At 68.4% G+C, this 24,716-nt stretch carries 23 protein-coding genes and 1 pseudogene; 8 read left to right on the top strand and 16 right to left on the bottom strand.

What is annotated here, in order from left to right; genetic code table 11:
- Positions 1–47: 47 nt before the first annotated feature.
- From EV653_RS17240 to EV653_RS17225, 4 genes are read right to left on the bottom strand one after another with little or no spacing between them, the layout of a single operon-like run.
- Positions 48–860 carry a Gfo/Idh/MocA family protein gene (locus EV653_RS17240; protein WP_134104638.1) on the bottom strand — a complete coding sequence of 271 codons (813 nt, stop codon included), beginning with the start codon at positions 858–860 and terminating at the stop codon, positions 48–50.
- Positions 860–1,873: a Gfo/Idh/MocA family protein gene (locus tag EV653_RS17235; protein WP_134104636.1), complete on the bottom strand. Its 1,014-nt coding sequence runs from the start codon at positions 1,871–1,873 to the stop codon at positions 860–862. Before EV653_RS17235 ends, EV653_RS17240 begins: the two co-directional genes overlap by 1 nt.
- 24 nt (positions 1,874–1,897) lie before the next feature.
- A complete protein-coding gene (locus tag EV653_RS17230; RefSeq protein WP_134104634.1) occupies positions 1,898–2,860 on the bottom strand; it encodes a Gfo/Idh/MocA family protein in 963 nt (320 codons plus the stop codon).
- 31 nt (positions 2,861–2,891) lie between these two features.
- On the bottom strand, positions 2,892–3,896 hold the full coding sequence (locus EV653_RS17225; protein WP_134104632.1) for a LacI family DNA-binding transcriptional regulator: 1,005 nt from the start codon (positions 3,894–3,896) through the stop codon (positions 2,892–2,894).
- Positions 3,897–4,100: 204 nt separating this feature from the next.
- On the opposite strand from EV653_RS17225, the gene EV653_RS17220 reads away from it, so the two are divergent.
- Together EV653_RS17220 and EV653_RS17215 are read left to right on the top strand one after the other, a co-directional pair.
- Complete coding sequence (locus EV653_RS17220; protein ID WP_134104630.1) at positions 4,101–4,829, top strand: hypothetical protein; 729 nt, start codon at positions 4,101–4,103, stop codon at positions 4,827–4,829.
- A 39-nt stretch (positions 4,830–4,868) separates the two neighbouring features.
- Positions 4,869–6,338 (top strand): peptide MFS transporter, encoded by a 1,470-nt coding sequence (locus EV653_RS17215; RefSeq protein ID WP_134104629.1) that lies wholly within the window; start codon positions 4,869–4,871, stop codon positions 6,336–6,338.
- On the opposite strand, the gene EV653_RS17210 is transcribed toward EV653_RS17215, so the two are convergent.
- From EV653_RS17210 to EV653_RS42150, 3 genes are read right to left on the bottom strand one after another with little or no spacing between them, the layout of a single operon-like run.
- Positions 6,319–7,215 (bottom strand): alpha/beta hydrolase, encoded by an 897-nt coding sequence (locus EV653_RS17210; protein ID WP_134104627.1) that lies wholly within the window; start codon positions 7,213–7,215, stop codon positions 6,319–6,321. The two genes, EV653_RS17215 and EV653_RS17210, sit on opposite strands and share 20 nt — an antisense overlap.
- A complete protein-coding gene (locus tag EV653_RS17205; RefSeq protein WP_134104625.1) occupies positions 7,212–7,739 on the bottom strand; it encodes a hypothetical protein in 528 nt (175 codons plus the stop codon). The genes EV653_RS17210 and EV653_RS17205 overlap by 4 nt, the downstream gene beginning before the upstream one ends.
- 53 nt (positions 7,740–7,792) lie before the next feature.
- Entirely contained in the window at positions 7,793–8,320 is a 528-nt protein-coding gene (locus EV653_RS42150) for a CGNR zinc finger domain-containing protein (RefSeq protein ID WP_134104623.1), read from the bottom strand.
- Positions 8,321–8,503: 183 nt separating this feature from the next.
- Here EV653_RS42150 and EV653_RS17195 point away from each other — a divergent pair.
- A pseudogene (locus EV653_RS17195) lies at positions 8,504–9,340 on the top strand (2-dehydropantoate 2-reductase); the annotation flags it as partial.
- Positions 9,341–9,382: 42 nt separating this feature from the next.
- Here EV653_RS17195 and EV653_RS17190 read toward each other — a convergent pair.
- Positions 9,383–10,003: a hypothetical protein gene (locus EV653_RS17190; protein ID WP_134104621.1), complete on the bottom strand. Its 621-nt coding sequence runs from the start codon at positions 10,001–10,003 to the stop codon at positions 9,383–9,385.
- Positions 10,004–10,134: 131 nt separating this feature from the next.
- On the opposite strand from EV653_RS17190, the gene EV653_RS17185 reads away from it, so the two are divergent.
- Both EV653_RS17185 and EV653_RS17180 read left to right on the top strand, forming a co-directional pair.
- The gene (locus EV653_RS17185) at positions 10,135–12,096 is read left to right on the top strand and encodes a histidine kinase (RefSeq protein WP_134104619.1); all 1,962 of its coding nucleotides are present in this window, start codon (positions 10,135–10,137) and stop codon (positions 12,094–12,096) included.
- Positions 12,084–12,734 (top strand): response regulator transcription factor, encoded by a 651-nt coding sequence (locus tag EV653_RS17180; RefSeq protein ID WP_134104617.1) that lies wholly within the window; start codon positions 12,084–12,086, stop codon positions 12,732–12,734. The genes EV653_RS17185 and EV653_RS17180 overlap by 13 nt, the downstream gene beginning before the upstream one ends.
- A gap of 27 nt (positions 12,735–12,761) precedes the next feature.
- On the opposite strand, the gene EV653_RS17175 is transcribed toward EV653_RS17180, so the two are convergent.
- Entirely contained in the window at positions 12,762–13,187 is a 426-nt protein-coding gene (locus EV653_RS17175; RefSeq protein WP_134104615.1) for a MarR family winged helix-turn-helix transcriptional regulator, read from the bottom strand.
- A 189-nt stretch (positions 13,188–13,376) separates the two neighbouring features.
- Between EV653_RS17175 and EV653_RS17170 the strand changes: the two genes are divergently transcribed.
- Together EV653_RS17170 and EV653_RS17165 are read left to right on the top strand one after the other, a co-directional pair.
- Complete coding sequence (locus EV653_RS17170; protein WP_238159854.1) at positions 13,377–15,206, top strand: ABC transporter ATP-binding protein; 1,830 nt, start codon at positions 13,377–13,379, stop codon at positions 15,204–15,206.
- Positions 15,207–15,272: 66 nt separating this feature from the next.
- Positions 15,273–17,606: a glycoside hydrolase family 95 protein gene (locus EV653_RS17165; protein ID WP_134104612.1), complete on the top strand. Its 2,334-nt coding sequence runs from the start codon at positions 15,273–15,275 to the stop codon at positions 17,604–17,606.
- Here EV653_RS17165 and EV653_RS17160 read toward each other — a convergent pair.
- Positions 17,591–18,328: an SDR family NAD(P)-dependent oxidoreductase gene (locus EV653_RS17160; protein ID WP_166679471.1), complete on the bottom strand. Its 738-nt coding sequence runs from the start codon at positions 18,326–18,328 to the stop codon at positions 17,591–17,593. The genes EV653_RS17165 and EV653_RS17160 overlap by 16 nt on opposite strands.
- 158 nt (positions 18,329–18,486) lie before the next feature.
- A complete protein-coding gene (locus EV653_RS17155; RefSeq protein ID WP_134104608.1) occupies positions 18,487–19,251 on the bottom strand; it encodes a maleate cis-trans isomerase family protein in 765 nt (254 codons plus the stop codon).
- 62 nt (positions 19,252–19,313) lie between these two features.
- On the opposite strand from EV653_RS17155, the gene EV653_RS17150 reads away from it, so the two are divergent.
- On the top strand, positions 19,314–20,150 hold the full coding sequence (locus EV653_RS17150; protein WP_238159853.1) for a class I SAM-dependent methyltransferase: 837 nt from the start codon (positions 19,314–19,316) through the stop codon (positions 20,148–20,150).
- A gap of 127 nt (positions 20,151–20,277) precedes the next feature.
- Here the strand turns inward: EV653_RS17150 and EV653_RS17145 are convergent, their stop codons facing one another.
- The 5 genes from EV653_RS17145 to EV653_RS17125 form a co-directional block, all read right to left on the bottom strand.
- The gene (locus EV653_RS17145; protein WP_134104606.1) at positions 20,278–20,493 is read right to left on the bottom strand and encodes an antitoxin; all 216 of its coding nucleotides are present in this window, start codon (positions 20,491–20,493) and stop codon (positions 20,278–20,280) included.
- A gap of 82 nt (positions 20,494–20,575) precedes the next feature.
- Positions 20,576–21,331, bottom strand: a complete 756-nt coding sequence (locus EV653_RS17140) for an isocitrate lyase/PEP mutase family protein (RefSeq protein WP_134104604.1) — start codon at positions 21,329–21,331, stop codon at positions 20,576–20,578.
- Positions 21,332–21,336: 5 nt separating this feature from the next.
- On the bottom strand, positions 21,337–22,284 hold the full coding sequence (locus EV653_RS17135; protein WP_134104601.1) for a sigma-70 family RNA polymerase sigma factor: 948 nt from the start codon (positions 22,282–22,284) through the stop codon (positions 21,337–21,339).
- Complete coding sequence (locus tag EV653_RS17130; protein WP_238159852.1) at positions 22,284–23,618, bottom strand: DHA2 family efflux MFS transporter permease subunit; 1,335 nt, start codon at positions 23,616–23,618, stop codon at positions 22,284–22,286. The genes EV653_RS17135 and EV653_RS17130 overlap by 1 nt, the downstream gene beginning before the upstream one ends.
- Positions 23,619–23,909: 291 nt before the next feature.
- Complete coding sequence (locus tag EV653_RS17125; protein WP_238159851.1) at positions 23,910–24,350, bottom strand: PaaI family thioesterase; 441 nt, start codon at positions 24,348–24,350, stop codon at positions 23,910–23,912.
- Positions 24,351–24,716 lie beyond the last annotated feature (366 nt).

Genomic DNA, 24,716 nt, shown 5'->3' with positions numbered 1-24,716 from the left:
GATGGAACGCCGGACCCCGCGACCATGTGAGGGCTACGCGAGTCGCTTCACACTTGCTCGAGGACCGTGATCGGCGTCAGCATGGTCGCGTCGTCCAGCGGCCGCTCACCGGTCTCGAGCATCCTCAGGAAAACCTGCAGACCAGGTACGACGTAGTCCGCGTCCAACTCCACGGCCTGGCTGGCCAAACCGGTCCGCCCGACGATCGCCGCATGGAACGGCACCCGCCCATCATCCGTCGGCTTGACGAACTGCAACGTCACCAGAACCCCGTTGCTGCGGTAGCGCGCCACCACAGTCGAGCCGACACGTTCGACCGAGACCGGACCCGGTTCGCCAGGAGCCAGCCGCTGGGCGAGGTCGGCGATGTGGATGCCGTAGAAGAAGATCCCGCTGTACTCACTGTCCGGATCGGCCGGTCCCGTCACGGTGACCGTTTGCACCTCGCCGACCTGGGCCTCCGCAAGCGCATCAGCGTCCGCGACCCACCGCACAGCGGAGTACGACGTCACGGGCGCGCCGCCCAGACGCGCCGCATCGAGGATCGCCCGCGCATCCGACGTACTGGCCGCGAGCGGTTTGTCCACCCAGACCGGGATGCCTGCCTCCAGGAACGGTACGGCGAGCTCGCGATGCACCGCACCGTCGCGGTTGGTGACGATCAACGCGTCGACCGAGCCGATCAGCTCGCCCGACGTGCCGACGACTTCGGCGATTCCGCCAAGAGCCGCGAGCTTGCGGGTCTTCTCGTCGTCGCCGACCAGCGCGACCACCCGGGCGTCCGAGATCTGATCCACGTTCAAGGCACGAACGATGTGGTCGGCGTGGCTGTTCTCCGTCCCGACCAGAGCGATGCGCATCAGTTCTCCTTCAGCTCAACGGGACGCCCGAGGCGAGCGGATTCGTAAACGGCGAGCACCGTCGCCAACGACCGACGCCCCGCCTCCAACGACACGGCCGGAGCGCGTCCGTCACGAACGGCAGCGATGAAGTTCCGGTACTGCGCAAGATGGGCGAGCTCCACCGGACCCCAATCGTCCGGTCCTTCCAGCACAGGCGCCTCAGGCTCACCCCCCTCGGCCGAGGCGAAGTACGCGAGCTGATCGTCGTCGAGCACCGCCGTACCTTGATCGCCGTGGATCGTCAGCCGCACCGGACGACCGGGGTACGCCGCAGTGCTGGCGAGCAGCAACCCGATCGCCCCGCTCTCGAACAGGATCGAAGCCCCGGCCAGATCCTCGACCTCGATCCCCGAGTGGGCGAGCATGCCGGTCTGCGCACTGACCTGGACCGGGCGTCCGAGCATCCACACCAGCAGATCGAGTGCGTGAATGCCCTGGTTCATGAGTGCCCCGCCGCCGTCGATCGCGAGGGTGCCGCGCCAGTCGTCGCCGTCGTAGTACGACTGCGGCCGGAAGAACGCCGACTCGGAGATGCCCGAGGTCACGCGGCCGAGCGCGCCGGTGTCGATCGCCGTACGGATCTGTGCGACCGGCGGCTGGAACCGGCGCTGGCTGATGACCGAGACGGTGAGACCCGTGGCTCGCTGCGCCTCGATCAGACGGTCGGCGGCCTCGAGCGAGATGTCCACGGGCTTCTCGACGATCACGTGCTTGCCGGCCTGCAGCGCCTCGATGGCATTCTCCGCGTGCAGCGCGCTCGGCAGACAGATCGAGACGGCGTCGGCCGACGAAGCGGCGTACGCCTCGGCCGGAGTGGCAAACGCCTGGCCGCCGTACTGCTCGACGAGTTTGCCGGCGCGGTCGAGGTCCTGGTCGACCACCGCGACCAGTTCGGCTTCGTTACCGAGGGCTTCGATGAGGCGAGCGTGCACAGTGCCGATCGCGCCGGCACCGATCAGGGCGAAACGCATGAGACCTCTCTTCGATCAGGGGGATCAGGGAGTCGTCCAAGGAAGCGGTACGCCGCCGGTCTCGGCGGACTGTTGTGCGAGCAGGGCCAAGCGGGTCACGAGCAGACCGCGTGCAGTGGTGATGTCCGGTTCGTTGCCTGCAGCAAACGCCTGCAGGGGAAGCTCAGCGGGGCGATGGCCGGCCGGCAGCGGTACGTCGTGTGGGGCGAGCTCGGTCGTGGTGACGACGAGACGGTTGCGTGCCCAGAGCAGCTCGGCGGTGCCTTCGGTGCCGACTAGCTTCATCCGATAGTCGCCGTGCATCGGGGAGCCGGCCGGATTCATCCAGTCCACACCGGCGGTGATCAGGGCACCGGGTCCGCTCAGCGTCGCCACGCCGTACGACGTGTCCACCACAAAGCCGCTCACGGTCCCACTGGTCAGGCCGGTGAAGAGCAGTCCGGCGTCGATGTCGTGGACGGCAAGATCGGTCAGCAAACCGCCGTACTGCGCCCGGTCGAAGAACCAGGCCGGTCGCGTCGGACGGTTGAGCTTGTGCGGGCCTGAGGCGGTCACACCGTGGATGGTGCCGAGCTGACCGGAGATCTCGAGCGCCGCGAGCGTGACGGGGTAGTAGCGCTTCTCCAGCAGGAGCGTGACGTGGCGGCCGGTGCGTCGCACGGCTTCGGTGATCGCGTCGAGGTCTGCGAGGGTCGTACAGAGCGGCTTGTCGGCGATGACGTGGCAACCGGCATTCAAAGCATCGACAACCGCCTGACCGCGGTCGCCGTAGATGCCGGCCACCATGACGATGTCGGGCTCGACCTCGCGCAGCATCGCCTGGTGGTCGGTGAACACCTTCGCGTCGTACGGCGCAGCCCATCGCTCGGCGAGCTCCCGGCTCGGATCCGCAACCGCGACCAGTTCGAACGAGTCGACAGCGTCGACCTCCGCGGTCGCATAGGCCACGTGCGGATGGGCAGCTCCGGCGATGGCGATCCGAGTCATCTCGTGATTCCAGCATGCAACCGGTTGCAGGTCAACGCATCGCCCCGTCCGTCACAGCGGCCGTCGTCGCTCTGATCACCAAGTGGGTCGCGATCGTGACGCACTCCGCGGTGGGGTCCTCCAGGAGCTGGATCAGGAGCTTCGCGGCCGCCGTACCAGCGGTGGCGGCGCCCGCCGAGACGCTGGTGAGCGCCGGCGTGGTGAGCGCGGCGAGGGTGTCGTCGCAGCCGATCAGGCTGAAGTCCGAAGGCACCGAGATGCCGCGCAGTTCGAGCCCGGCCAGCACGCCTTGTGAGACCACGTCGTCGAACGCGATCGCAGCGGTCGCGCCGGACCGCACGATCGCCGACACGGAGTCCCGTCCGGCAGCGTAGCTCGGCCGGCCGACCTCGATCACCTCGACGGCCAAGCCCGACGCGGCCGAAGTCAGAACCTCCCGGCGCTGCTGGTCGGACCATGAGTCACGCGGGCCGGCCAGGTACGCGATCCGCTGGTGACCGAGCTTCTTCAGCAGCATGACCGCCTCGGTCATCCCGCCGGAAGAGTCGATCAGCACGCGGGGAATGCCGTCGAGGTCGCGGTTCACCAGGACGACCGGGCGAGTGGCGGCCAGCTCGCGGATCAGCTCCTCGGACAACCGCGACGAGGCCAGCACGAACCCCTCGACCTGCGGCGCGAGCCGGGCGATCAGCTTGGCCTCCCGCTCCGCAGACTCGTCCGAGTCGCCGAGGAACACCGCCAGGTCGGCGGTTTCCGCGGCCGATTGCAGGCTACGAACCAGCGGCGGGAAGAACGGGTTCGCGATATCGGGTACGACGACCGCGATGTTCCCGAACCGCCCCGTCGACAGCGCCCGCGCCGCCTGGTTCCCGACGTACCCGAGCCGGGTCGCGACCGCGCGGACGTGGTCGACGGTCTCCGGACTGAGCAGCTGCGGCCGGGTGAACGCCCGCGACACCGTCGACCGCGAGACCCGGGCTGCGGCAGCGATATCGCCGATGGTGACCCCCGGCGCCCGCTGCAGACGTGGCGACATGTACCCACGATAGTGCAACCGGTTGCAGAACTGCCCGAGAACGTCGAAGCGGAAGGTCAGAACGCACGCGTCGCCCGGATCACCCGGTCGCTTGGCGCGACACGTCCCCTGTCTTACCGGTCACGGTGTCTTCATTGATGGCCACCGACGAGTGACACTGGGGGTGGAACGCTTGGTTGGACGACCGGGCGATGGGGCACTGGGATGAACATGGTGGACGTCGAGCTGCGGTATTCGCGCATCTGGCGGGCAGCCGTGGGTCTGCTGGCCACAATCGGAGTCGTCGCGTCGCTGGTGTTCGTCTCGCCGTCGACGAACCTGGTTGCATTCCTGGTCGCCGCCTTCACCGCGGGATCGGTCTGCCTGAGTATCGGCCTGGGCCGCGACCTACCGTCCGGCGACCTGGTCTACCTCGTCCCGCGGTGGGCGGTGCTCGGCGGACTGTTCGTGCTCGCGGTCTGCGGGTACGCCGCCGCGGTCGGAGCCCGGACGGTCGCGCTCATGCTGCTCGTCGTCGGTGTCTCCCCGCCCATCGTCAGCTGGCTGCGCTCCGGGACGGCCGACCGGCCGCCTCGTGAGGTACGGCGACGCCGGCCGATCAAGTTGCCCACGGCATCGTCCAACCTGCTGCAGGTCGTCCAGGCCGACGGCCGTCCGGCGGAGGACTGGCCGATGCCGAAGTACCTCACCGCCGTCGTCCGCAGCGTCGGGGAGCTGAGCGACGAGGAACTGTGTCTGGCCTGGCGACGGAGTTTCACCCAGCTCCAGCGGGCCCTCGGTGCGGACCGTCGACAGGCGATGGTCGACGTACGGCGTGCCTATCTGGACGAACTCGAGCGCCGGCATCCCGACTCGTTCGTCACCTGGCTCGCCTCGAACCCTCGGGCCGCCGGGAACCCCGCGCGCTTCTTCACCCACCGCGCCGAGCACTGACGTTGATCACCTGAGCCAATCACCGAGGAGAGTCTTGTCGTGAGCAGCCCGGAGACCGAACAAGCGCAACGCACGTTCTTCGGCCAACCGCCGGTCCTGGCCAACCTCTTCGGCGTCGAACTGTGGGAACGCTTCTCGTTCTACGGCATGCAGGGCATCCTGCTCATCTACCTGTACTACACCGCTGAGCGCGGTGGCCTCGGCATCGACGAAGGTACGGCGACCAGCATCGTCGGCGCGTACGGCGGACTCGTCTACCTGTCCACGATCCTCGGCGCCTGGCTGGCCGACCGTGCGCTCGGGCCCGAGCGCACGCTGTTCTACGCCGCGGTCGTGGTGATGGCTGGTCACATCGCCCTGGCGCTGATCCCCGGCCTGGCCGGGGTCGCGGTCGGGGTCGCGGTCGGACTGGTGCTGATCGCCGTCGGCAGTGGCGGAGTGAAGGCGAACGCGACCTCGCTGGTCGGGACGCTGTACAGCGAGGACGACGACCGCCGCGACGGCGGTTTCTCGCTGTTCTACCTCGGCATCAATCTGGGTGCCTTCGCCGGGCCTCTGCTGACCGGCCTGCTGCAGAAGAACGTCGGCTTCCACTACGGCTTCGGCCTCGCCGCGGCGGGGATGTTCCTCGGCCTGGTCCAGTACGGTGCCGGTCGTCGTCGCCTGCCCGACGAGGCCCGCCGGGTGCCGAACCCGCTGACCGCCGACGCGCTGCGCCGGGTCGTTATCGCCGCTGTGGTCGCGCTGGTGGTCGTCGTCGGGATCCTGATCTCCGGCATCGTGCCCGCCTCGCGGTACGCGCTCGCGGTCGCGGTCATCAGCGCACTCGCGGCGATCGCCTATTTCGTCGTCATCCTCGGCAGCGGCCGGTTGACAGAGGTCGAACACAGCCGGGTGCTCGCGTTCATCCCCTTGTTCATCGCCAGTGCGGCGTTCTGGTCGCTCTACCAGCAGCAGTTCACTGTGGTGACCGTCTACTCCGATCAGCGGCTGGACCGGAACATCTTCGGCTGGGAGATGCCGGTGTCGTTCGTGCAGTCGATCAACCCGGTGATGGTCATCATCCTGTCCGGCGTGTTCGCCGCGCTGTGGACGAAGCTCGGATCGCGGCAGCCGTCGACACCGATCAAGTTCAGCGCCGGGCTGGCGATCATGGGCGTCGCGTTCCTGCTGTTCCTGACCATGGCCGGTGGCGGTCCGAACAGCGCGCCGCTGCTCGGACTCACCGGCATCCTGCTGGTCTTCACGATCGCAGAGCTACTGCTCTCGCCGGTCGGTCTCTCCTTGTCGACAAAGCTCGCGCCCGAGGCGTTCCGCACCCAGATGGTCGCCCTGTTCTTCCTCTCCGTCGCGCTCGGCACGGCGATGTCCGGCGTACTGGCGAAGCTCTACAGCACCGATCACGAGGCGCCGTACTTCGGTGTGATCGGCGTGGTCGCGCTGGTACTGGGCGGGCTGCTCGCGCTCGCGTCGCCTGCGATCCGGCGACTCATGCGGGGAGTGCACTGAACGTCGAGCGGAGGTCGGCGCCGATCAGTTCGACCGCATGACGGCCGGCTGACAAGGCGGCGGGGAAGTTGAGAAACGCGTGCATGGTCTCGGCGTACTCGACAAGCCTGGTTGGTATACCGGCTTGATCGAGACGGTTGGCGTAGGCGACGGCGTCCGGTCGCAGTGAGTCCCGGCCGGCGGCGAGCATCAGCGTCGGCGGGAGGCCAGCGAGCGAGTCTGCGTGGAGCGGTATGCCGGTCGCGGGGATCTCGTCCGTGGCGAAGTACCACTCGTGCCACTCTGCGTCCGGGTGGAGGTCCAGAGTTGGGTAACAGAGGATCTGGCGATCGGGGAGTGGGGTGCCTTCGTCCCGCGCCAGCAGGCAGGCGCCGGCGGCGAGGGCCGCGCCCGCACTTTGACCGCCGATGACGATTCGGCCGTCACCGTGGAGCTCGGTTGTGTGCTCACGGATCCACTGCAGCGTCTCGTAGGTGTCGTGAAGGCCTGCTGGATAAGGGTTTTCGGGCGCCAGGCGATAGTTGAGCGAGACAACGGTGACGTTGCCGTTGGCAGCGATCCCGGAGGTCGCGTACTCGATGTCGCGCAGGTGACCGCCGATGAACCCGCCGCCGTGCAGCCAGAGGACGATCGGCCGGGGCCGTGTCGCGTACCGGTAGACCCGTGCTTCCAGCGTGCGTCCCGGCAGTTCGATCGTCAGGTCGTCCAACGAAACGCGGGGATCGGGCCGGCCGGCCAGTGTGGGATCCGGCAGGTCTTCCCGATCCAGCAGCAGTGCTTCGTAGGAACCGTCGATCGCCGGCGCGTCGGCCAGCACCTTCAGGAGCGCATCGGTCTCCGAACCGTACTCCGGGCTGTCGATGAGCTCGTGGTTCATGCGGCGACCGGCGAGAGGTGGCGGGCCGCGTGAGCGAACAGGAATCCGTCCGGCGTCGTGGATACGTACTCGGCGAGAGCCCCGATCCCGCCGTCGAATCCGGCGCCGGTCGACGGGTCGGCCCACGCCTGCTCGTCGTACTGCTCGATCTCGGCCAGGACCGCGGCGCCGACGCTGTGGAACCGGTGGAGAACCAGCTCGGACGGGATCCGCCGTCCCGCTTCGACGCCGCCCAGGTTGAGCGCTCGCCCGATCTCGGCGGTCTCCCAGCGGGGATCGAGGCTCCAATGCAGCCGGCCCGCTTTGGCATCCCGGAGTACGGCGAGGTTGATCTCGTCCCACATCAGCACATGGGCGACCAGGTCGTGCAACGAGTCGCAGAAGTCCCCGAGCGGGCCCGCGGTCACGTCGTACGGCGCCCGCAGTTCGTCCTCGCTCTTTCCCTCGACCCGGCTCAGCAGGAGTTCCTGGTCCCGGCGGATCATTCCGGCCGCCTGTGCCGGAGTAGTAGTCGGTGTACGCATGCCGACAATCAACCAGCCGGACTGCCCGCGCCCCGGTGGATTGCGCGAACTTCTCAATCCGCCGCGCGGTACGTCGCCATCTTCGCGCGGGCTCCGCAGGTGTTCATCGAGCACCATCGGCGTCGGCCGGGACGGCTCGCGTCGACGAACAGCAGGGAACAGTCGTCGGACGCGCAGACCCGGATCCGCTCGGCCAGTGGACCGGTGAGCAGGTCGACGGCGTCCCGGGCCAACCTGCTCAGCAGCTCGGGAACGTCTGTCAGGACGGTGGCTACGCGGCGGTCCGGGGTCAGGCGCGGGCCGGCGAGTGGGCGGCTGCTCCACTGGTTGACCACCTCGAGGTCGGCGGGGAGGGTCGTGCCGGTGAGGAGCCGGTAGAGCGCCTCCCGGAGCTGGATCGCCTGCCCGTACGCGCGGCGCGAGACCGGCACCTCGTCCCGGGTGAGGCCTGCCTCGCGGAACCAGCGAGCCAGATCTGCCGGCTCCGGCATGCGCTCGAACGGCACCTGCTCCCGCTTGCCGACGGTCGCGGTGAAATCGACCGACGGGCGGCCGCCGACCCAGGTGAAGCGCGTGTTCATGGTCGTAGCCTATCATCGTGTTACCAGTTAAACCGGTAACAAGGGAGCAGCTTGTGAGGATCGGGATCGTCGGCGCGGGCGGCGTCGGTGGGTACTTCGGTGCGCGGCTGGCCGCGGCGGGGCAGACCCGGGTCGCGATCGCCGCGTCGGTCGGGATGATGCCGCGGACCTTCGGATGTCGGGTTCGTGGCGCGGGGCAAGCACCTCGAGGCGTTGAGGTCGGACGGCTTGGTGGTGCAGAGCCCTGTCGGCGATCTCCAGTTGCCGGTGCAGGCGACGAATGAACCGGCCGAGCTCGGCGTGGTCGACTACGTTCTGGTCAGCGTGAAGACCTGGCAGCTGTCCGAGGCGATCGAGTCGATCCAGCCGCTCGTCGGTCCGGATACGGCGATCGTCACGGTGCAGAACGGCGTAGAGGCACCGGACCAGGTCGCCGAGTCGTTCGGGCGGGACGCCGTACTGCCCGGTGCGGCCGAGGTGATCGCGTATGTCGACGGGCCGGGGATCATCCGGCACCTCGGAAGCGGCAAGCTGACGTTCGCCGAGTGGGACAACCGGCAGTCCTCGCGGGCTGACTCGCTCCGGGAGGCATTCGTCGCCGCCGGACTGCAAGCCGTTGTCCCGGAGGACATCTGGGCCGCGCTGTGGGCCAAGTTCCTCTCGGTCGTTCCGAGCGGCGGCCTCGGCGCCGCGACGGGCGCCGGGTACGGCGTACTCCGCACGCACCCCGCCACCCGGAAACTCCTCACCGACGCCACCGCCGAGATCCGCGACGTCGCCGTTGCCCGAGGCATCCACCTCGCCGAGGATGTCGTAGCTCGCACCCTTGCCTGGATCGACGGACTCCCGGCTGACGGCACCACTTCGCTCCAGCGCGACCTCATTGCCGGCCGCCCCTCCGAGCTCGATGCGTGGACCGGCGCGGTAGTCCGCCTGGGCAACGAGGCAGGCGTCCCCACACCGGTCAACACGTTCCTCTACGACCTCGCCACCGCCAGAGCCCTTGCTGCGGGCAACTAGTCTCTGGTGCTCTGTTCAGCAGCTGCCAGCGGGCGAGTATCGTCAGCTCTCGATCCGAGCACTGATCCGGGGCTCGGTCGCCGAGCTGGGCTGCTGCGTGAGGACGGCCGCGAACAGTGCGCACAGCGTCAGCCCGTAGATCGCAACCCCGACCGGCAGCGCGCTGGTCGCGCTGACGCCGATCATCACGAGTGACCAGATGCCTGCCACCAGCGCGGCGTACCGCTGCCAGCCGGTCCACTCGGGCGAGCGCAGTACGGCGATGCCGGCCACGGTCAGGCCGATCCCGGTGAGCGCGACACCGAGCCCGAAGAACGCACCGACCAGTTGCGGACCGGTCTCGTCCAGTCGCTGATCGGCGATCGGGAGCGAGGCGAACTCGGCGAGGAACAGGATCACCGCGCCGGCCGTGGCGAGTGCGCCTCCGACGCGGCCGGCCCGTCGTGTCATCACCTGCAGGAACGCGATCGTCCCGAGGACGACGAGCAGATGGAGTACTGCGTTGGCGAGTGAGGCGGGGACCAGGCTGTGACTGGTCCATGGGTAGCTCCACATCTTGTCGGACACATCGGACGCCGGTTTCACAACGGCCTCGATGATGATGCCGGAGACCGTGGTCAGGGCAGCGCCGACCAGGCCTGCGATGGTCAGATTGCGGTTCATGGTTCCCACCTTTCGACGATTGTGCTTCGACGGTAGGAATCGACGGCTGCCGCGCACATCGGCGGCAGTACGACGTTCGCGTACGTGCCAGCACTGTTGGCGGGACGGTCCGGCGCTGCCACGATGGTGCCGTGCGAGGGCGTCGGCCGGTGCCGGCCGTGATGTTCGGGGTGTGCGTGGTCGCGGAGATCGCCGCGATCGGCTTGTCGTGGCGCCTCGAACCGGTCTACGACACGCTGCTGTACGGGCTGTTCGCGCTGGCCACGGTCGGCGCGGGTGCGGCGATCGTGCAGCGGCGGCCGGGGAACGCGATCGGCTGGTTGTTCTGCGGTTTCGGACTGCTGAACGCGTTCGCGTCGGACGTGGCGCAGGGATGGGGTCTCCGCGCGGCCGCGGAGGGGTGGCCGGGCGGCCCCATCGGCGAGGCGATCTCGGCGGTCAGCTGGCTGCCGAACGGGTACGGCTGGACGCTGACGTTCCTGCTGTTTCCGACCGGTCGGTTCCTGAGCGGCCGTTGGCGGGCGTTGGCGTGGACCGGCGGAGTCGGGCTGCTAATCAGCATGGCGGCGTGGTCGCTCAGCCCGGATCGCGGTCGCGACTTCGTCTCGGGGCGCAATCCCTGGGCGGTGTCCGCGCTACCGACCGGGCTGCTGCTCGGGATCGGTATGCCATTGTTCCTCGGCTCGATGCTCGGCGCGGTCGCCTCTCTCGCCGTACGGTTCCATCGGTCCACCGGGCTGGAACGCCAACAGCTGAAGTGGTTCGTGCTCGCCGCGGTGATCGCGGGGATCGCGTTGCCGACCAGCTTCGTGCTCTGGTACGTCAACCCGGCCGCCGGGATCATCGCCGCGCTCGCGCTGACCGGGTTGCCGTTGGCGGCGGGCGCGGCGATCCTGCGGTACCGCTTGTACGACATCGACTTCTTCATCAGCCGGACCGTTGCGTATGCGGGTCTGACACTTCTCCTGCTGGCGTCGTACGCCGTCCTGACCGTTGCCCTCGGCGCCTTTCTCGGCCGGGGGTCGGCGTGGACGACGGCGGTCGCGACCCTCGTCTGTGCGTTCCTGTTCCGTCCGTTGCGGGCCCGCATCCAGGACGCCGTCGACCGGCGTTTCAACCGATCCCGGTACGACGCATTGCACCGGATGACGGCGTTCCTCGACGACGTACGCGCCGGCCGACGTCCGCCGGAGGACGTGGAGGCGGTCCTCGGCGAGATCCTCGGCGACCCGACGCTGGAGTTGCTCGTCTTCCTCCCGGAGAGCCGCCGGTACGTCGATCTGTCCGGCGCGCCTCGTGAGGACATGGATGCGCGGCACCGGATCGCGATCGAGCGCGGTGACCAGCCGATCGGCGTGGTGCGGTACGACGGGGCGAGCGCGCTGGGCCCGGACCTGGTGCGCCGCGTCGTCGAGGACAGCGGGCTCGCCGTCGAGATCGCCCGCCTCCGCGCCGAGCTCAACGTCCAGCTGGTCGAGGTCAAAGCCTCCCGCACCCGCATCATCACCGCGACCCACGCCGAACGCCGCCGCATCGAACGAGACCTCCACGACGGTGCCCAGCAACGCCTGGTCTCCATAGGCCTTGCCCTCCGGCACGCCCAGCACCAACTAGCGACTGCAGCTACTGCAGACATCAGGACCACGTTGGACGGCGCGGTTGCGGAGGCGACTGTTGCTATCGGGGAGTTGCGGGAGCTTGCGCGGGGACTACCGCCGGCGCAGCTTGACTCGGGGCTTGCGCCTGCCTGTGAGGAGTTGGCTCGGCGGGCTCCGCTGCCGGTTTCGGTGCGGATGCCGGAGCGACGGTTCGACACCGGCGTCGAGGCCGCGGCGTACTTCATCTGTTGTGAGGGCCTCACCAACGCCGTGAAGCACGCCGACGCCACTCGCGTCGACCTGATCGCCGACCACGACCGCGGGCACCTCGTCGTCCGCGTGGTCGACGACGGCATCGGCGGTGCCACACCACGCCACGGCACCGGACTCACCGGTCTCGCGGATCGCGTCGCGGCTCTCGGTGGCACATTCCAGGTACAGAGCCGGCCAGGTGCTGGTACGACGCTTGTCGCGGAGTTGCCATGCGGATCGTGATCGCCGAGGACCAGGTGCTGTTGCGCGAAGGGCTCAGGATGCTCTTCGTCGACGGCGGACACGAGGTGGTCGCGACCCTCGGCGACGCGGACGGTCTGCTCGCGGCGGTCGCGACGTACCAGCCGGATCTTGTCGTCGCGGACATCCGGATGCCGCCGACGCATACCGACGAAGGCGCCCGCGCTGCGCAGGCCGTGAAGAGCACTTATCCGGAGCTCGGCGTACTGCTGCTGTCGCAGCACATCGAGACGCAGCACGTGGTGGATCTCGTGTCGCGCGGCGGATTCGGCTACCTGCTGAAGGATCGCGTGCTCGACGTGGCCGAGTTCCTCGCCGCCGCCGAGCGGGTCGCGGCCGGCGGTTCGGCGCTGGATCCGCAGGTGGTCGCGGGCCTGGTGGCGCGACACGATCCGCTCGGGACGCTGACCGAGCGCGAGCGCGGCGTACTCGAGCTGATGGCCGAAGGTCTGACCAACAACGGCATCGCCAAACGCCTCTACCTCAGCGAACGAACCGTCGAGGCGCATGTGCGTCACCTCTTCACCAAGCTGTCGCTGCCCGAGAGCGAGGACGGTCACCGCCGCGTGCTCGCCGTACTCGCACATCTCGGCGCGGCTGCTCCGGACCGAGGGCGGTGAGCACGCTCCTCCCCGGGGGCCGCCGTTTCAGTCTTCGGCGAGGCGGTGGAGGAGGTGGGCGAGGGTTTGTTGTTCGGCGTCGGTCAGGCGGGAGAGTTGGCTGACCATCACGTCGCGGCGCTTCTCGCGGAGCGTGTTGAGGATCTGGCGGCCGTCCGGGGTGAGATCGACGAGGGTGGCGCGCCGGTCATGGGGATCCGGTTGGCGTGCTACCAGACCGGCGGCCTCGAGGTCGTCGACGACGGAGGTGGCTGAGCGCGGGACGATGCCGAGCTGGGCAGCCAGTTCGCTCAGGCGGAGGGCTCGGTCCGCGCGGTCGAGCGTCCGCAGTACGCGGAACTGCCCGTGCGTGACGCTCTCCCCGAACCCCTCCCGCGAAGCCCGCCGCTGCCGCCGGACAATCCCGTCGAGCAACGCAGCGATCTGTTCCGCAGCATCATCCGGCCCGTGCATGAGCAGAGCCTAGTAGTGCGCGGCCCGTAGGGCCGTCGCGCACGCGAGGGAACAAAGGGGGATCTTGTGAGGTTGCCTCATAGTGAGTTAACCTCAGTATAACTGTTCCCTGCCGAAAGGGTCTGCATGTCACAGATTTCTGGACTTCCCGGCGGGGGAGGCGGAGGCGGGCGTGCGATGCGCTCGCTGATGAAAGACTCCTCCGTTCGTCACCACAAGCTTTCCGCCGGCACGCTCCGGCGGATTCTCGGGTTTGCCCGTCCGTACCGCGGCTACCTCGCCTTCTTCCTCGTGCTCGTCGCGTTCGACGCCGGAACCGGTGCGGTCACGCCGCTGCTGTTCCGCGCGATCATCGACAAGGGGATCGTGCCGGGGCATGCCCAGGTCGTCGTCTGGCTCGCCTTCGTCGTCGCCCTGCTGGCGATCGCGAACAGTGCGATCACCCTCGGCGAGCGCTGGTTCTCCGCGCGTATCGGTGAAGGTCTCGTCTATGACCTCCGTACCGCCGTCTTCGACCACGTGCAGCAGCTGCCGGTCGCTTTCTTCAGCCGGACGCAGACCGGCGCCCTGATCCAGCGGCTCAACGGCGACGTCCTCGGCGCCCAGCAGGCGTTCACCTCGACGCTCTCGAACGTCGTCAGCAACCTGCTCAGCGTCGCCCTCGTCCTCGGCGCGATGTTCGTGATGTCGTGGCAGATCACGCTGCTCGCGCTCGTCGTCATGCCGCTGTTCGTCATCCCGGCCCGGCTCCTCGCCGGGAAGTTGCGTGAGGCAACCGCCGAGACGTACAAGCTCAACGCCACGATGGCCCAGACCATGACCGAGCGCTTCAACGTCGCCGGCGCGGTTCTGGCCAAGGTCTTCGGCCGCATCCAGGACTCGTCGCGTGACTTCGCGGGCAAGGCTGCCCGCGTCCGCGACATCGGCGTCACCACCGCGATGTACGGCAGCATCTTCCGCGTCTCGCTCACCCTGGTCGCCGCGCTCGCGGTCGCCCTCGTGTACGGCGTCGGCGGCGTCTTCGCGGTCGAAGGTGCCCTTGGCATCGGTACGGTCGTTGCCCTGACGGCGTACCTGAACCGCCTGTACGGCCCGCTGACCGCACTGTCCAACATCCAGGTCGACGTGATGACCACCCTGGTCAGCTTCGAGCGGGTGCTCGAGGTCCTCGACCTCCCGCCGATGGTTGCCGACCGCAAGGATGCACGCGAGCTGCCGCCGACCGTGGAGCCGTCGATCGAGTTCGACCACGTCTCGTTCCACTACCCGTCGGCCGAGGAGGTGTCGCTCGCCTCGCTCGAGTCGGTCGCGACGCTGTCGGCCGAGACCGGTGAAGAGGTCCTCAAGGACGTCACGTTCACCGTCGAGCCCGGCCAGCTGGTCGCGGTCGTCGGCCCGTCCGGCGCCGGCAAGTCGACGCTGTCCTCGCTCGTCTCCCGCATGTACGACGCAACCGGCGGAGCCGTCCTCGTCGGCGGCCACGACGTCCGCGAAGTCACGCAGAGCTCGCTCCGCGCGGCGATCGGCGTCGTCACCCAGGACTCGCACATGTACCACGACACGATCCGCGCCAACCTGCTGCTGGCTCGCCCGGATGCCACCGATGACGAACTGCAGAAGGCGCTCGAAGGCGCGCAGATCGCGACGCTCGTCAAGAGCCTGCCCGACGGCCTCGACACCGTGGTCGGCGATCGCGGCTACCGGCTGTCCGGTGGTGAGCGCCAACGCCTCGCGATTGCCCGGCTCCTGCTCAAGTCCCCGTCGATCGTCATCCTCGACGAGGCGACCGCCCACCTCGACTCCGAATCGGAGGCCGCGGTCCAGGCCGCACTGGCCAACGCGCTGGTCGGCCGGACGTCGCTCGTCATCGCGCACCGCCTGTCGACGATCCGCAACGCCGACGTCATCCTCGTCCTCGACGAAGGCCGCATCCGCGAACGCGGCACCCACGACGAACTCCTCGCCGCAGGCGGCCTCTACGCCGACCTCTACGCAACCCAGTTCGCCAAGGCAGCTTAGGACGGGCCTGACCGCCAGCTGGACCCCCGGTCGCGGGTGAGACCGTGCTCGGGGGAGGATCTGCGCATGAGAGATCGGATGACTGTGGCGGCCACCGAACTGACGTGCGACGCTCCGGCGGCGAACTGGCTGGAGGCGCTGCCGCTCGGCAACGGCCGGATCGGCGCGATGGCGTTCGGCGGCCCGGGCCAGGACCGGATCGCGCTGAACGACGAGACCCTGTGGTCCGGCAGTCCCGAGACCACCCGCCGCCTGGCGACGCCGGTGGGCGAGGTCGGCGTCGCGGCGGTGGACCGGATCCGGGTTGCGCTGGCGGAGGGCGACGTACGGAAAGCCGAGGAACTCGCGCACGGGTTCCACAGCGGGCACTCGCAGGCGTATCTCCCGCTCGGCGATCTGCTGCTCGATTTCCGGCTCGACGGCGAGGTCACGAAGTACCGGCGCCGGCTCGACCTGGACACCGCGGTCGCGCGATCCGAGTACGAGGTCGCGGGAGTCGAGGTCTGGCAGGAGGTCTTCGTCAGCGCGCCGGCGCAGGCATTGATCCTACGTCTGGGCGCCTCGCAGCCACTCGACGTGGCGGTCAGCCTGACCTCGCAGCTCCGCGCGACCACGCACAAGGTCGACGACAACGGTCTCGCGCTGCTCGCCACCTGCCCGTCGTCCGTACCGCCGCCGCACGGCAGGGCCGGCCTGGAGATCGAGTACTCCGACGGCGAGGACCGCGGGATGAACGCGGCCGTCGTACTCCGCGCCCGTACCGACGGATCTGTCACGTCGACCGACGAGGCGCTGACCGTCAGCAACTCCACGGACCTCCTGCTCGTGCTCTCGACCGCCACCGGCTACGAGGGCCCGCATACCGCGCCGACCCGCACGGGCCTCGAATGCCGCGAGGCCGCCGACGCCGCCGTATTCGATGCGCTGGCTCGATCGGACGAGCTGCGGGATGAGCACGTCGCCGACTACCAGAGTCTCTTCCGGCGTTCGATCCTCACGCTGCCGTCGACCGCGGAGCTGACCACGGACCGCCGCCTGGCGGAAGCGTCCGACGATCCCGGCCTCGCCGCACTGATCTACAACTTCGGCCGCTACCTGATGATCTCCAGCTCCCGCCCCGGCGGTCTGCCGACCAACCTGCAAGGCATCTGGAACGAGCACCTCCAGCCGCCGTGGAGCAGCAACTACACGGTCAACATCAACACCGAGATGAACTACTGGCCGGCCGAGACCACCTCCCTGTCCGAGTGCCACGAGCCGCTGCTCACGTACGTCAAGAACCTGGCCGACGCCGGACGGCGTACCGCCGAGAGCCTGTACGGCGCCAAGGGCTGGGCCGCGCACCACAACGCCGACGCGTGGTGCTGGACGGCACCCGTCGACGGTAACCCGAAGTGGGCGAACTGGCCGATGGCCGGGGTCTGGATGTGCCGCCACCTCTGGGACCATTTCGCGTTCACCGGCGACCGCGACTACCTCCGCGAGGTCTGGCCCGTCCTGCGGGGCGCGGCCGATTTCTGCCTCGACTGGCTGATCGAACTCCCGGACGGCACCCTCGGCACCGCGCCGTCCACCTCACCGGAGAACGAGTACATCGCCCCGGACGGGAGCCCCGCCTCGGTCACGATCTCCTCGACGATGGACCTGTCGCTGATCTCCGACCTGTTCGACCGCTGCGTGCAAACGGCGAACGAGCTCGGTGTGGCTGACTCGCTCGTCGACGACCTGGCAACAGCCCGCAAGCGCATTCCCGACCCGCAAATTGGTGGCCGAGGGCAACTACAGGAGTGGCTCGACGACCTGCCGGAAGCCGAGCCGCAGCACCGGCACACCTCCCACCTGATCGGCCTGCACCCTGGCGACCAGATCACCCCGGACGGTACGCCGGAACTCGCGCGGGCCGCTGCCCGTACGCTCGAGCTCCGCGGCGACAAGAGCACCGGGTGGTCGCTGGCCTGGCGGATCTCGCTCTGGGCCAGACTGCGTGACAGCGCGGCCGCACACCGTCTCGTCCGCGAGCTGCTCACGCCTGCCGGCGACTCCGGCACGGACTATGTCGGCGACGGTTCCGGCCTGTACCCGAACCTGTTCTGCGCGCACCCGCCGTTCCAGATCGACGGGAACTTCGGCGCCACCGCCGGGATCGCCGAGATGCTCCTCCAGAGTCACACCGGCGAGCTCGAGATCTTTCCCGCGCTCCCGGCCGAATGGTCCGAAGGCGCGATCACCGGCCTGCGGGCCCGAGGCGGCGTCGGCGTCGACCTGGACTGGTCCCCGTCCGCGGCAACCGCCGTACTGACAGCGGATCGGGACACGACAGTGGTGATTCGGTATGGCGAACAGCGCCAGGAGGTGTCGCTCAGCGCAGGTGTCCCGCTGAGCTGTCAGATCAGGTCCTGAACGTGAAGGACGGCGCCGTTGTCGAGGTCGCGGCCGAGAAGCGACCAGATGATGCGAGCCACGTTCTCGGGTTTCGAGAGTTGACCGAGCGCCTCCATCTCGCGGAAGCGGGTCGACTCCGGGACCTCGTCCGGGCTGGCGGCCCGGAGTTCGGCCTGCATATCGGTGTCGACTGCGCCGGGTGACAAGGAGATCACCCGGCAGCCGGGACTTCGGCGCCGCTGCTCCAGCCCGACCGTACGCACCCACTGGTCGATACCGGCCTTGGCCGCGCAGTAGCTCGACTCACCTTCGTGCGGCTGCATCGCGGCGCCGGACGAGATCATGATCAGGTGCTGCTCGCACTGCCGGCCGGACACCGCGCGCAGGAACGACTGCCCGAGCACCTGAGCGGAAGCCGAGTTCAGCAGGACGTTCCGCGTGTACTGCGCGGTGTCGACGTGGTCGGCCGACCCGAGTGGCGTCAACGTCCCGGCGTTGTGGATGAAGATCACCAGCTCCGGATCGCGGGTCGCGATCCGCCGCTGGAAGTCGTCTTCCACCAACGGCCAAGAATCCGGGTCGGCCAGATCGACGGCGACGTGATGCGCCCCCGGCGTACCACCACGACGTGAAATGTCGATCAACTCCGCGTTCTCGAACGGAATCGTCGCCGCCAGCGCAGCCCCCAGCCCCGCGGAGGCTCCCGATATCCAGATCAGGATCCGCCGCAGCGAACTCACTTTCCCATCCCCGAGCCCAGGCAAAAATCCAGCATCGTGCAGTTCCCCCCTGCAGCTCCCCACATCCCCTTGGGGCAGTAAGCCTACGACGCAAATCCCTTTAAATGCACCCCTTTCGAGGTTACTGCCTACAAGCTGAGTGTTACCTGAGTGGCTGCCTACTGCACTCCGAAGAGCAGGCCGTAGGCGGTCGGGCGGGCTGCGCTACCGGCGGCCCGGAGCAAGCCCCAGAGCAATGCGGAGTTCGCGGTCACCACCGGAATCCGCAGATCCTCTTCCAGAGCGGCGATGATGCCGACTGCGCGGAAGCCGTTGCCTCCGACGAAGACCGCATTTGCGTCTGCGGGAGTGTGCCGGACGATCCAGGTGAAGAGCTCCGACGGGTTGATGCTGCGTTGGTTGCTCGGTAGTTCGCAGGAGGCGTGTACGACGACCTCCAGGCCCTGGGACCGGAAGTACTCCGCGCCGTAGCGGTCCAGTTCGGCATCGAACCACGGTGGGTTGAACAAGGCGATGCGATCGATGCCCAGTGCACCGAATCCGGCGACGGCAGCGGCACACGGAGCGACCACCGGCATGCCGGCACGTTCAGCCAAGCGATCGACGACCTTGCGTTCGCCGTCCGGGCCGCCGACGTACGACGAGCTGGTGAAGCCGATGCCGATGGCATTGATCGGCGCTGCGGCCAGTAGGGCCGTAGCCTCGTCGATCGCAGGCGGCTCGACGAAGGCCTGGACGGGTGCCAGTGGGATCGTCGGATCCATCGCGCCGCCGGCTGCCATTCCGCCGAACGGCACGCGCGCCGAGTGGATGCCCACGCCGTCCGGTGCCATGGCCTGTAGTTCTGACTCGGGTCCGACGTCGCCGTGCGGTATCAGTACTCCGAGCCGGGTGCGCACATCCCATCCGTCCGATGACCACATGAGCCCCTCCTTCCCCCACAAAGAGTGTGCGCCTCGTCCGCCGTGCTCGGTAGCCTCGCCCGGTGAACAACGACTGGGACTGGCAGTGGGATGCGAGTTTGTACGCCGGGAGCGCTCGGCATTACGCGGTGGGACGGATGGCTTACCCAGTGGCGTTGGGAGAGGCGATCCGGGACGAGCTTGACCTCGACGGTCGGGGGCGGTTGCTGGACGTCGGCTGTGGTCCCGGTTCGCTGACGTTGCTGCTGGCGCCGTACTTCGCGGAAGCGGTCGGGGTGGATGCGGACGGTGAGATGGTCGAGGTGGCGGCGTCACGGACCGCTGAGCAGAAGCTGAGCAATGTGAAATGGCAGCAAATGCGCGCGGAGGAACTGCCGGGGGAGCTCGGGTCCTTCCAGGTCGTGTCGTTCGCGCAGTCCTTCCATTGGATGGATCAGGCGCTGGTCGCGGACCGGGTGCGCGGAATGCTGGAGCCCGACGGTGCGTGGGTGCATGTCGGCGCGACGACCCATCGCGGGATCGACGGCGCGGACGATCTGCCCCATCCGCGGCCGCCGTGGAATGCGATCGAGGGACTGGTGGCGCGGTACCTCGGCCCGGTACGGCGTGCCGGCAAGAGCTTGCTGCCCGCTGGAACGCGCCCGGGCGAGGAGACGGTCATGCGCGCCGCCGGCTACCGCGGACCGACGCGGGTAGTCGTCGGTGGCAACGAAATCGAGGAGCGCACCGTGGACGATGTCGTCGCCGCGGTGTTCTCCCTCTCGAGCTCGACGCCGCATCAGCTCGGGGCGCAGCTGACCGCCTTCGAGGCCGACCTCCGGGAACTGTTGACGAAGGCCGCTGACAACGGCCTGTTCTCCGAACAGCGCCGCGAGATCGAAGCCGTCATCTGGCGCTGACCGGCCCGAGCGGGCTGTCGAGCGGCACGCCGTTTGAAGGGTGAACCTCCGGAACGGCCCGTTCGCCCCGCGGATACAGGGGCGAACGGGCGAGCCGAGAGGTTAACCGCTCACATGGTCCGGCGGCTCAGGACTCGTTGTCCGGGATGTCGTCGTTCTGCCCGTCGAGGTTGTCCAACTGGTCCTTGGCGGCGTCGGTGCCCTGGTCGATCTTGTCGCCGTACTTGCCGCCGGTCTTCTCGTCGGCGAAGTCGCCGGCCTTGTCCAGACCCTCGCCGACCTTGTCGCCGTGGTCGTCGACCAGGTCGCCGGCCTTGTCCTTCATGTTGTCGAACATGCCCATCGTGTTTCCCCGTTCTCTCGATGGTTGCCTTGCCCTACCAACGCCGTAGTACCCGATCCGCGGGATCGCACACAAGGCGTGGTCAACCGGCAAACGGATTCCGGTCCGCTTGCAGCGCCGGGAGTACCGCGCCCGCGAACACGCCATACAGATGCCGCTGGAACATCGGGCCGAAGCTGATCCGGGCCACGCCTCGCGCTGTGTAGTCGGCGATCGAGTGCGCGCCCTGCCCGTACGCGACATTCACCGGGCCGTCGATCTGCGTCGTCAGCGTGGCGATCAGGTCGAGTTCGCCGACGCCGATCGGGTACACGCAGTCGGCGCCCGCGGCGAGGTAGCGGTCCGCGCGATCGAGCGCGGTCTGTAACTGTTCCTCCGCCGATCCGGCCTTGCGGATGAAGGCGTCGATCCTGGCGTTGACGACGAGCGCATCCCCGGCCGCGGCCCGCACCGCGGCGAGGAAGTCCGCCTGCTCGGCCGGATCGACCATCTCCCCGGTCGCGGGATCGGAGTCCTCGAGGTTCAGGCCGACGGCGCCGGTGGCGAGGAAACGTTCGACCAACTCGGCCGGTGCCAACCGGTAGCCGCGTTCGAAGTCGACCGTGACCGGCACGGACACCGAGCGGGCGATGTGGGTCGCGGCGGCGAGTGCGTCGTCGACCGGGACGTTCTCGCCGTCGTCGTACCCGAGGATCGCCGCCGTGGCGTTGCTGCTGGTGGCGACCGCGCCGAAACCGGCCGCCTCGATAACCCGCGCCGACGCCGCATCCCAGGCGTTCGGTACGACGAGCGGAGTACCGGGAACATGGAGCTCCCGCAGAGTAGTTGCCAATGACATCGAAATCAGCTCCTGTGGATCAAAGGCAGCCCGAAGGCCGGGAACAAAGCAGGTTGGTGGAAGGCGAGCACCGACGAGATACCCGCGGAAGTCAGCGTCAGCACCTTGATCGAGTGCGCGTGGTACTGGTCGTCCTTACCGCGGATGTAGAGCGCGAAGGCCGGCTGACCGTTCGCCGACGTCTCGACCAGAGCCCGTCGATCCTGACCGGCCCGCAGCTTCGAGTCGAGCAGCCGCAGTACGTCGGAACGCCCACTGAACCAGGTCGGGATGGGCGGCATCTCCCATCGCGCGTCCTCGGTGAAAAGCCCTTCTAGTACGACGAGATCCTTGCTCTCCATCGCCGCCTGGAACTGGTCGAGCAGCGCCCGCCGCAACGGCTCGTGCGGTTCGCGCAGCTCGTCCTCGCGGGGCTTCAGCCGGGCCAGCTCGGCGCGCGCCCGCTGCAACGAACTGTTGACCGCCGCCGTCGTTGTGTCGAGCAACGAGGCGACGTCCGCGGCCGGCCAGGTGAGCACTTCGCGCAGGATCAGTACGGCCCGTTGCCGTGGTGGAAGATGTTGCATCGCTGCAACCATCGCCAGACGCAGGCTCTGCCGGTCGCCGACCACCGTGGCCGGATCCGCCCCGAGCAACTGATCCGGGAACGGTTCCAGCCACGGCACCTCGAGTGCTTGGGCGTGCAGGTCCTCCGGGTCGTTGCCCGGGGCACCCAGTGCCGACGGGACGACCCGGCGGCTGCTGTGCTGGAGGAGGTTCAGGCACACGTTGGTCGCGATCCGGTACAGCCAGGTGCGGATCGACGAACGGTGCTCGAAGTCCGCATGACCCCGCCAGGCGCGCAGGTAGGTCTCCTGCACCGCGTCCTCGGCGTCGTGCAGCGAGCCGAGCATCCGGTAGCAGTGCGCCACCAGCCCGCCCCGGTGCTGTGCGAACTCCTCCTCGAGGTCCATCAGACTCCTTCCACCACCAACTCGTCGACGTGGTCATCGGTTCCGGTACGACGGCGCCGCGCCGCGATCGCGAACCCCGAGAGTGCCCCGAGCAACGACAGTACGCCGCCACCCGCGAGCGCCCGCTCGAATCCGTCACCCGTGTAACCACCGGCCGCCGTGAAGACGGAGCCGAGGACGGCCACCCCCGCCGCGCCGCCGAGCTGACGGTTCATGCTGTAGATGCCGGACGCGATTCCGACGGCCTCCCGCGGCAGCGCGGACATCGCCGCGCTCTGGGCGGCGGGCATCGCCAACGAGATCCCGCAGCCGCAGATCACCAGCGGTGCGACGAGTTCGTAGTACTGATCGGCGCCTCGGCTCAGCCACAGCATGCCGATCGTCTGCAACGCCATACCGATGATGACGAGCGGTCGCTCACCGACGCGGTCGACCAGCCTGCCCGCGATCGGTCCGACGATGAACAACGTCGCCGTCCACGGCAGCAGTTGCAGACCGGCCTTGAACGGCGCCGATCCGAGCTCGGCCTGCATGTACTGCGAGAGGAAGAAGACTGCACTGATCAGCGCGGCGGTGAGGAAGAAGCCGGCCGAGTTCGCCGCCGTGAACGTCCGGTTGCGGAAGAACGCCAGCGGCACCATCGCGTGATCGGTCCGCCGTTCCCACAGCCCGAACGCCAGCAGCATCACGACCCCGATCGCGAACGCGGTGAGTACTTCGGCACTCGTCCACCCCGCCGACTCGCCACGCACCGTACCCCAGACCAGCCCGAGTACGGCGAGACTGATCAGCACCGCGCCGATCAGATCCAGCCGTCGCGCCGGCCCGGTGCTTTCCGGGATCTTCGCCAGCACCAACGCGATCACGACCGCCCCGATCGGCACGTTGATCCAGAAGATCCACTGCCACGACAACCCTTCGGTCACCGCGCCACCGATCAGCGGTCCACCGAGTACGGCGATACCGGTCACGCCGCTGAACACGCCAATTGCCTGCCCGCGTCGCTCCGGCGGGAACGCCGCGCCGAGCAGACCCATCGCCAACGGCATCACCATCGCCGCGCCGACGCCCTGCACAGCCCGGGCCGCGATCAGGAACGGCAGCGTCGTGGCCAGCGCACAGGCGACGGACGCGGCGGTGAACAGCGCCAGCCCGGCCGCATAGGTCCGTCGCCGGCCCAGACGGTCGCCGATCGCGGCGGCCGTCATCAGAAGCATCGCGAAACTCAATCCATAGGCGTTGACCGTCCATTCGAGCTGCTCGGCCGACGCACCGAGGTCGCTCCGGATCGTGGTCAGGGCAGCAGCGACCACGAGGGTGTCCAACGCGACCATGACCGACCCCAAGGAGGTCAGCCCTAGAACCCATCGTTGTTGACCTGTCATTCGTGCGGAAGATTGCTTCACACCAGTACAGACAGGCGGCAGGGTCCGAACTCATCGCTGCGATGAGAAGAAGTTTCCAGCGCTACGGGTTCAGGCTCCGGGGTCGGGCTCCGGGGTCAGGGCTCTGGGTTCAGGGCTCTGGGTTCAGCGCTCTGGGTTCAGGGCTCTGGGTTCAGGGCTCTGGGGTCAGCGCTCCGGGTCAGGGGTCCGGGGTCAGCGCTCTGGGTCAGGGGTCCGGGGTCAGCGCTCGGGCCGGGCCTCGACCTGGATCAGGGTCTGCTGACCGACGGCGACCAGCGTCCGCCGGGCTCCGGCGACCGCGAAGACCTCGAGCTTGCAGATCGTCAGCGTCCGACCCGGCTTGATCACGGTGCCCACGGCCTCCAGCCGCTCGCCCTCCGCCGGTGCCAGCAGGTTGATCTTGAACTCGACGGTAAGCACGGTCGTGCCCTCGTCGAAGAGCGTGAAGGCGGCATACCCACCCGCACTGTCCGCGATCGAGCTGGTCGCCCCCGCATGAAAGTACCCGTGCTGCTGAGTGACCTCGGGCCGGCTCGGCAGCTCAATGCACACCTCACCCACCCCGATGTACGAGATCCGAGCCCCCAGATGCTCCATCAACCCTTGCCGCGCAAAACTCTGCTGCACCCGAGCCCGCACACCCGCAGCCGCCTCCTCCATCCCGCGAGACTACTAGCGCACTAGGACCACCGCAGACCCGCCAGAAATGGCTGGCTTCAGCGGTCAGCCGGAGCTCTGGATAATCCGCAAGAAGATATCGAGTGGTCGCTGGCTTCAGCGGTCGACCGAGGTTTCTCCGCGTGCCGGTGTCGGGTCAGAACGCAGATCGACGCACCGTGACGTCCCCATGGGAGAACATCTGCCAGGCCGTACTCGCGCACTTCTATGGGATCGCCGACCGACGGTGTCGGGGATCTGCCGCTCGATGCTGTCGCTGCTCGAGCAGGTCATCTGCCTGCACGAACCCTTTTCCAGTTCTTGACGCGCGCCCGTCGGCGATGCCGGGTATGGCCAACGGGGGTCAGT

Source organism: Kribbella pratensis (assembly GCF_004365355.1).
In the GTDB taxonomy this organism is placed as follows: domain Bacteria; phylum Actinomycetota; class Actinomycetes; order Propionibacteriales; family Kribbellaceae; genus Kribbella.
Note: the sequence above shows the minus strand (reverse complement) of the source record. Positions and strands in the feature narration are given on the sequence as shown.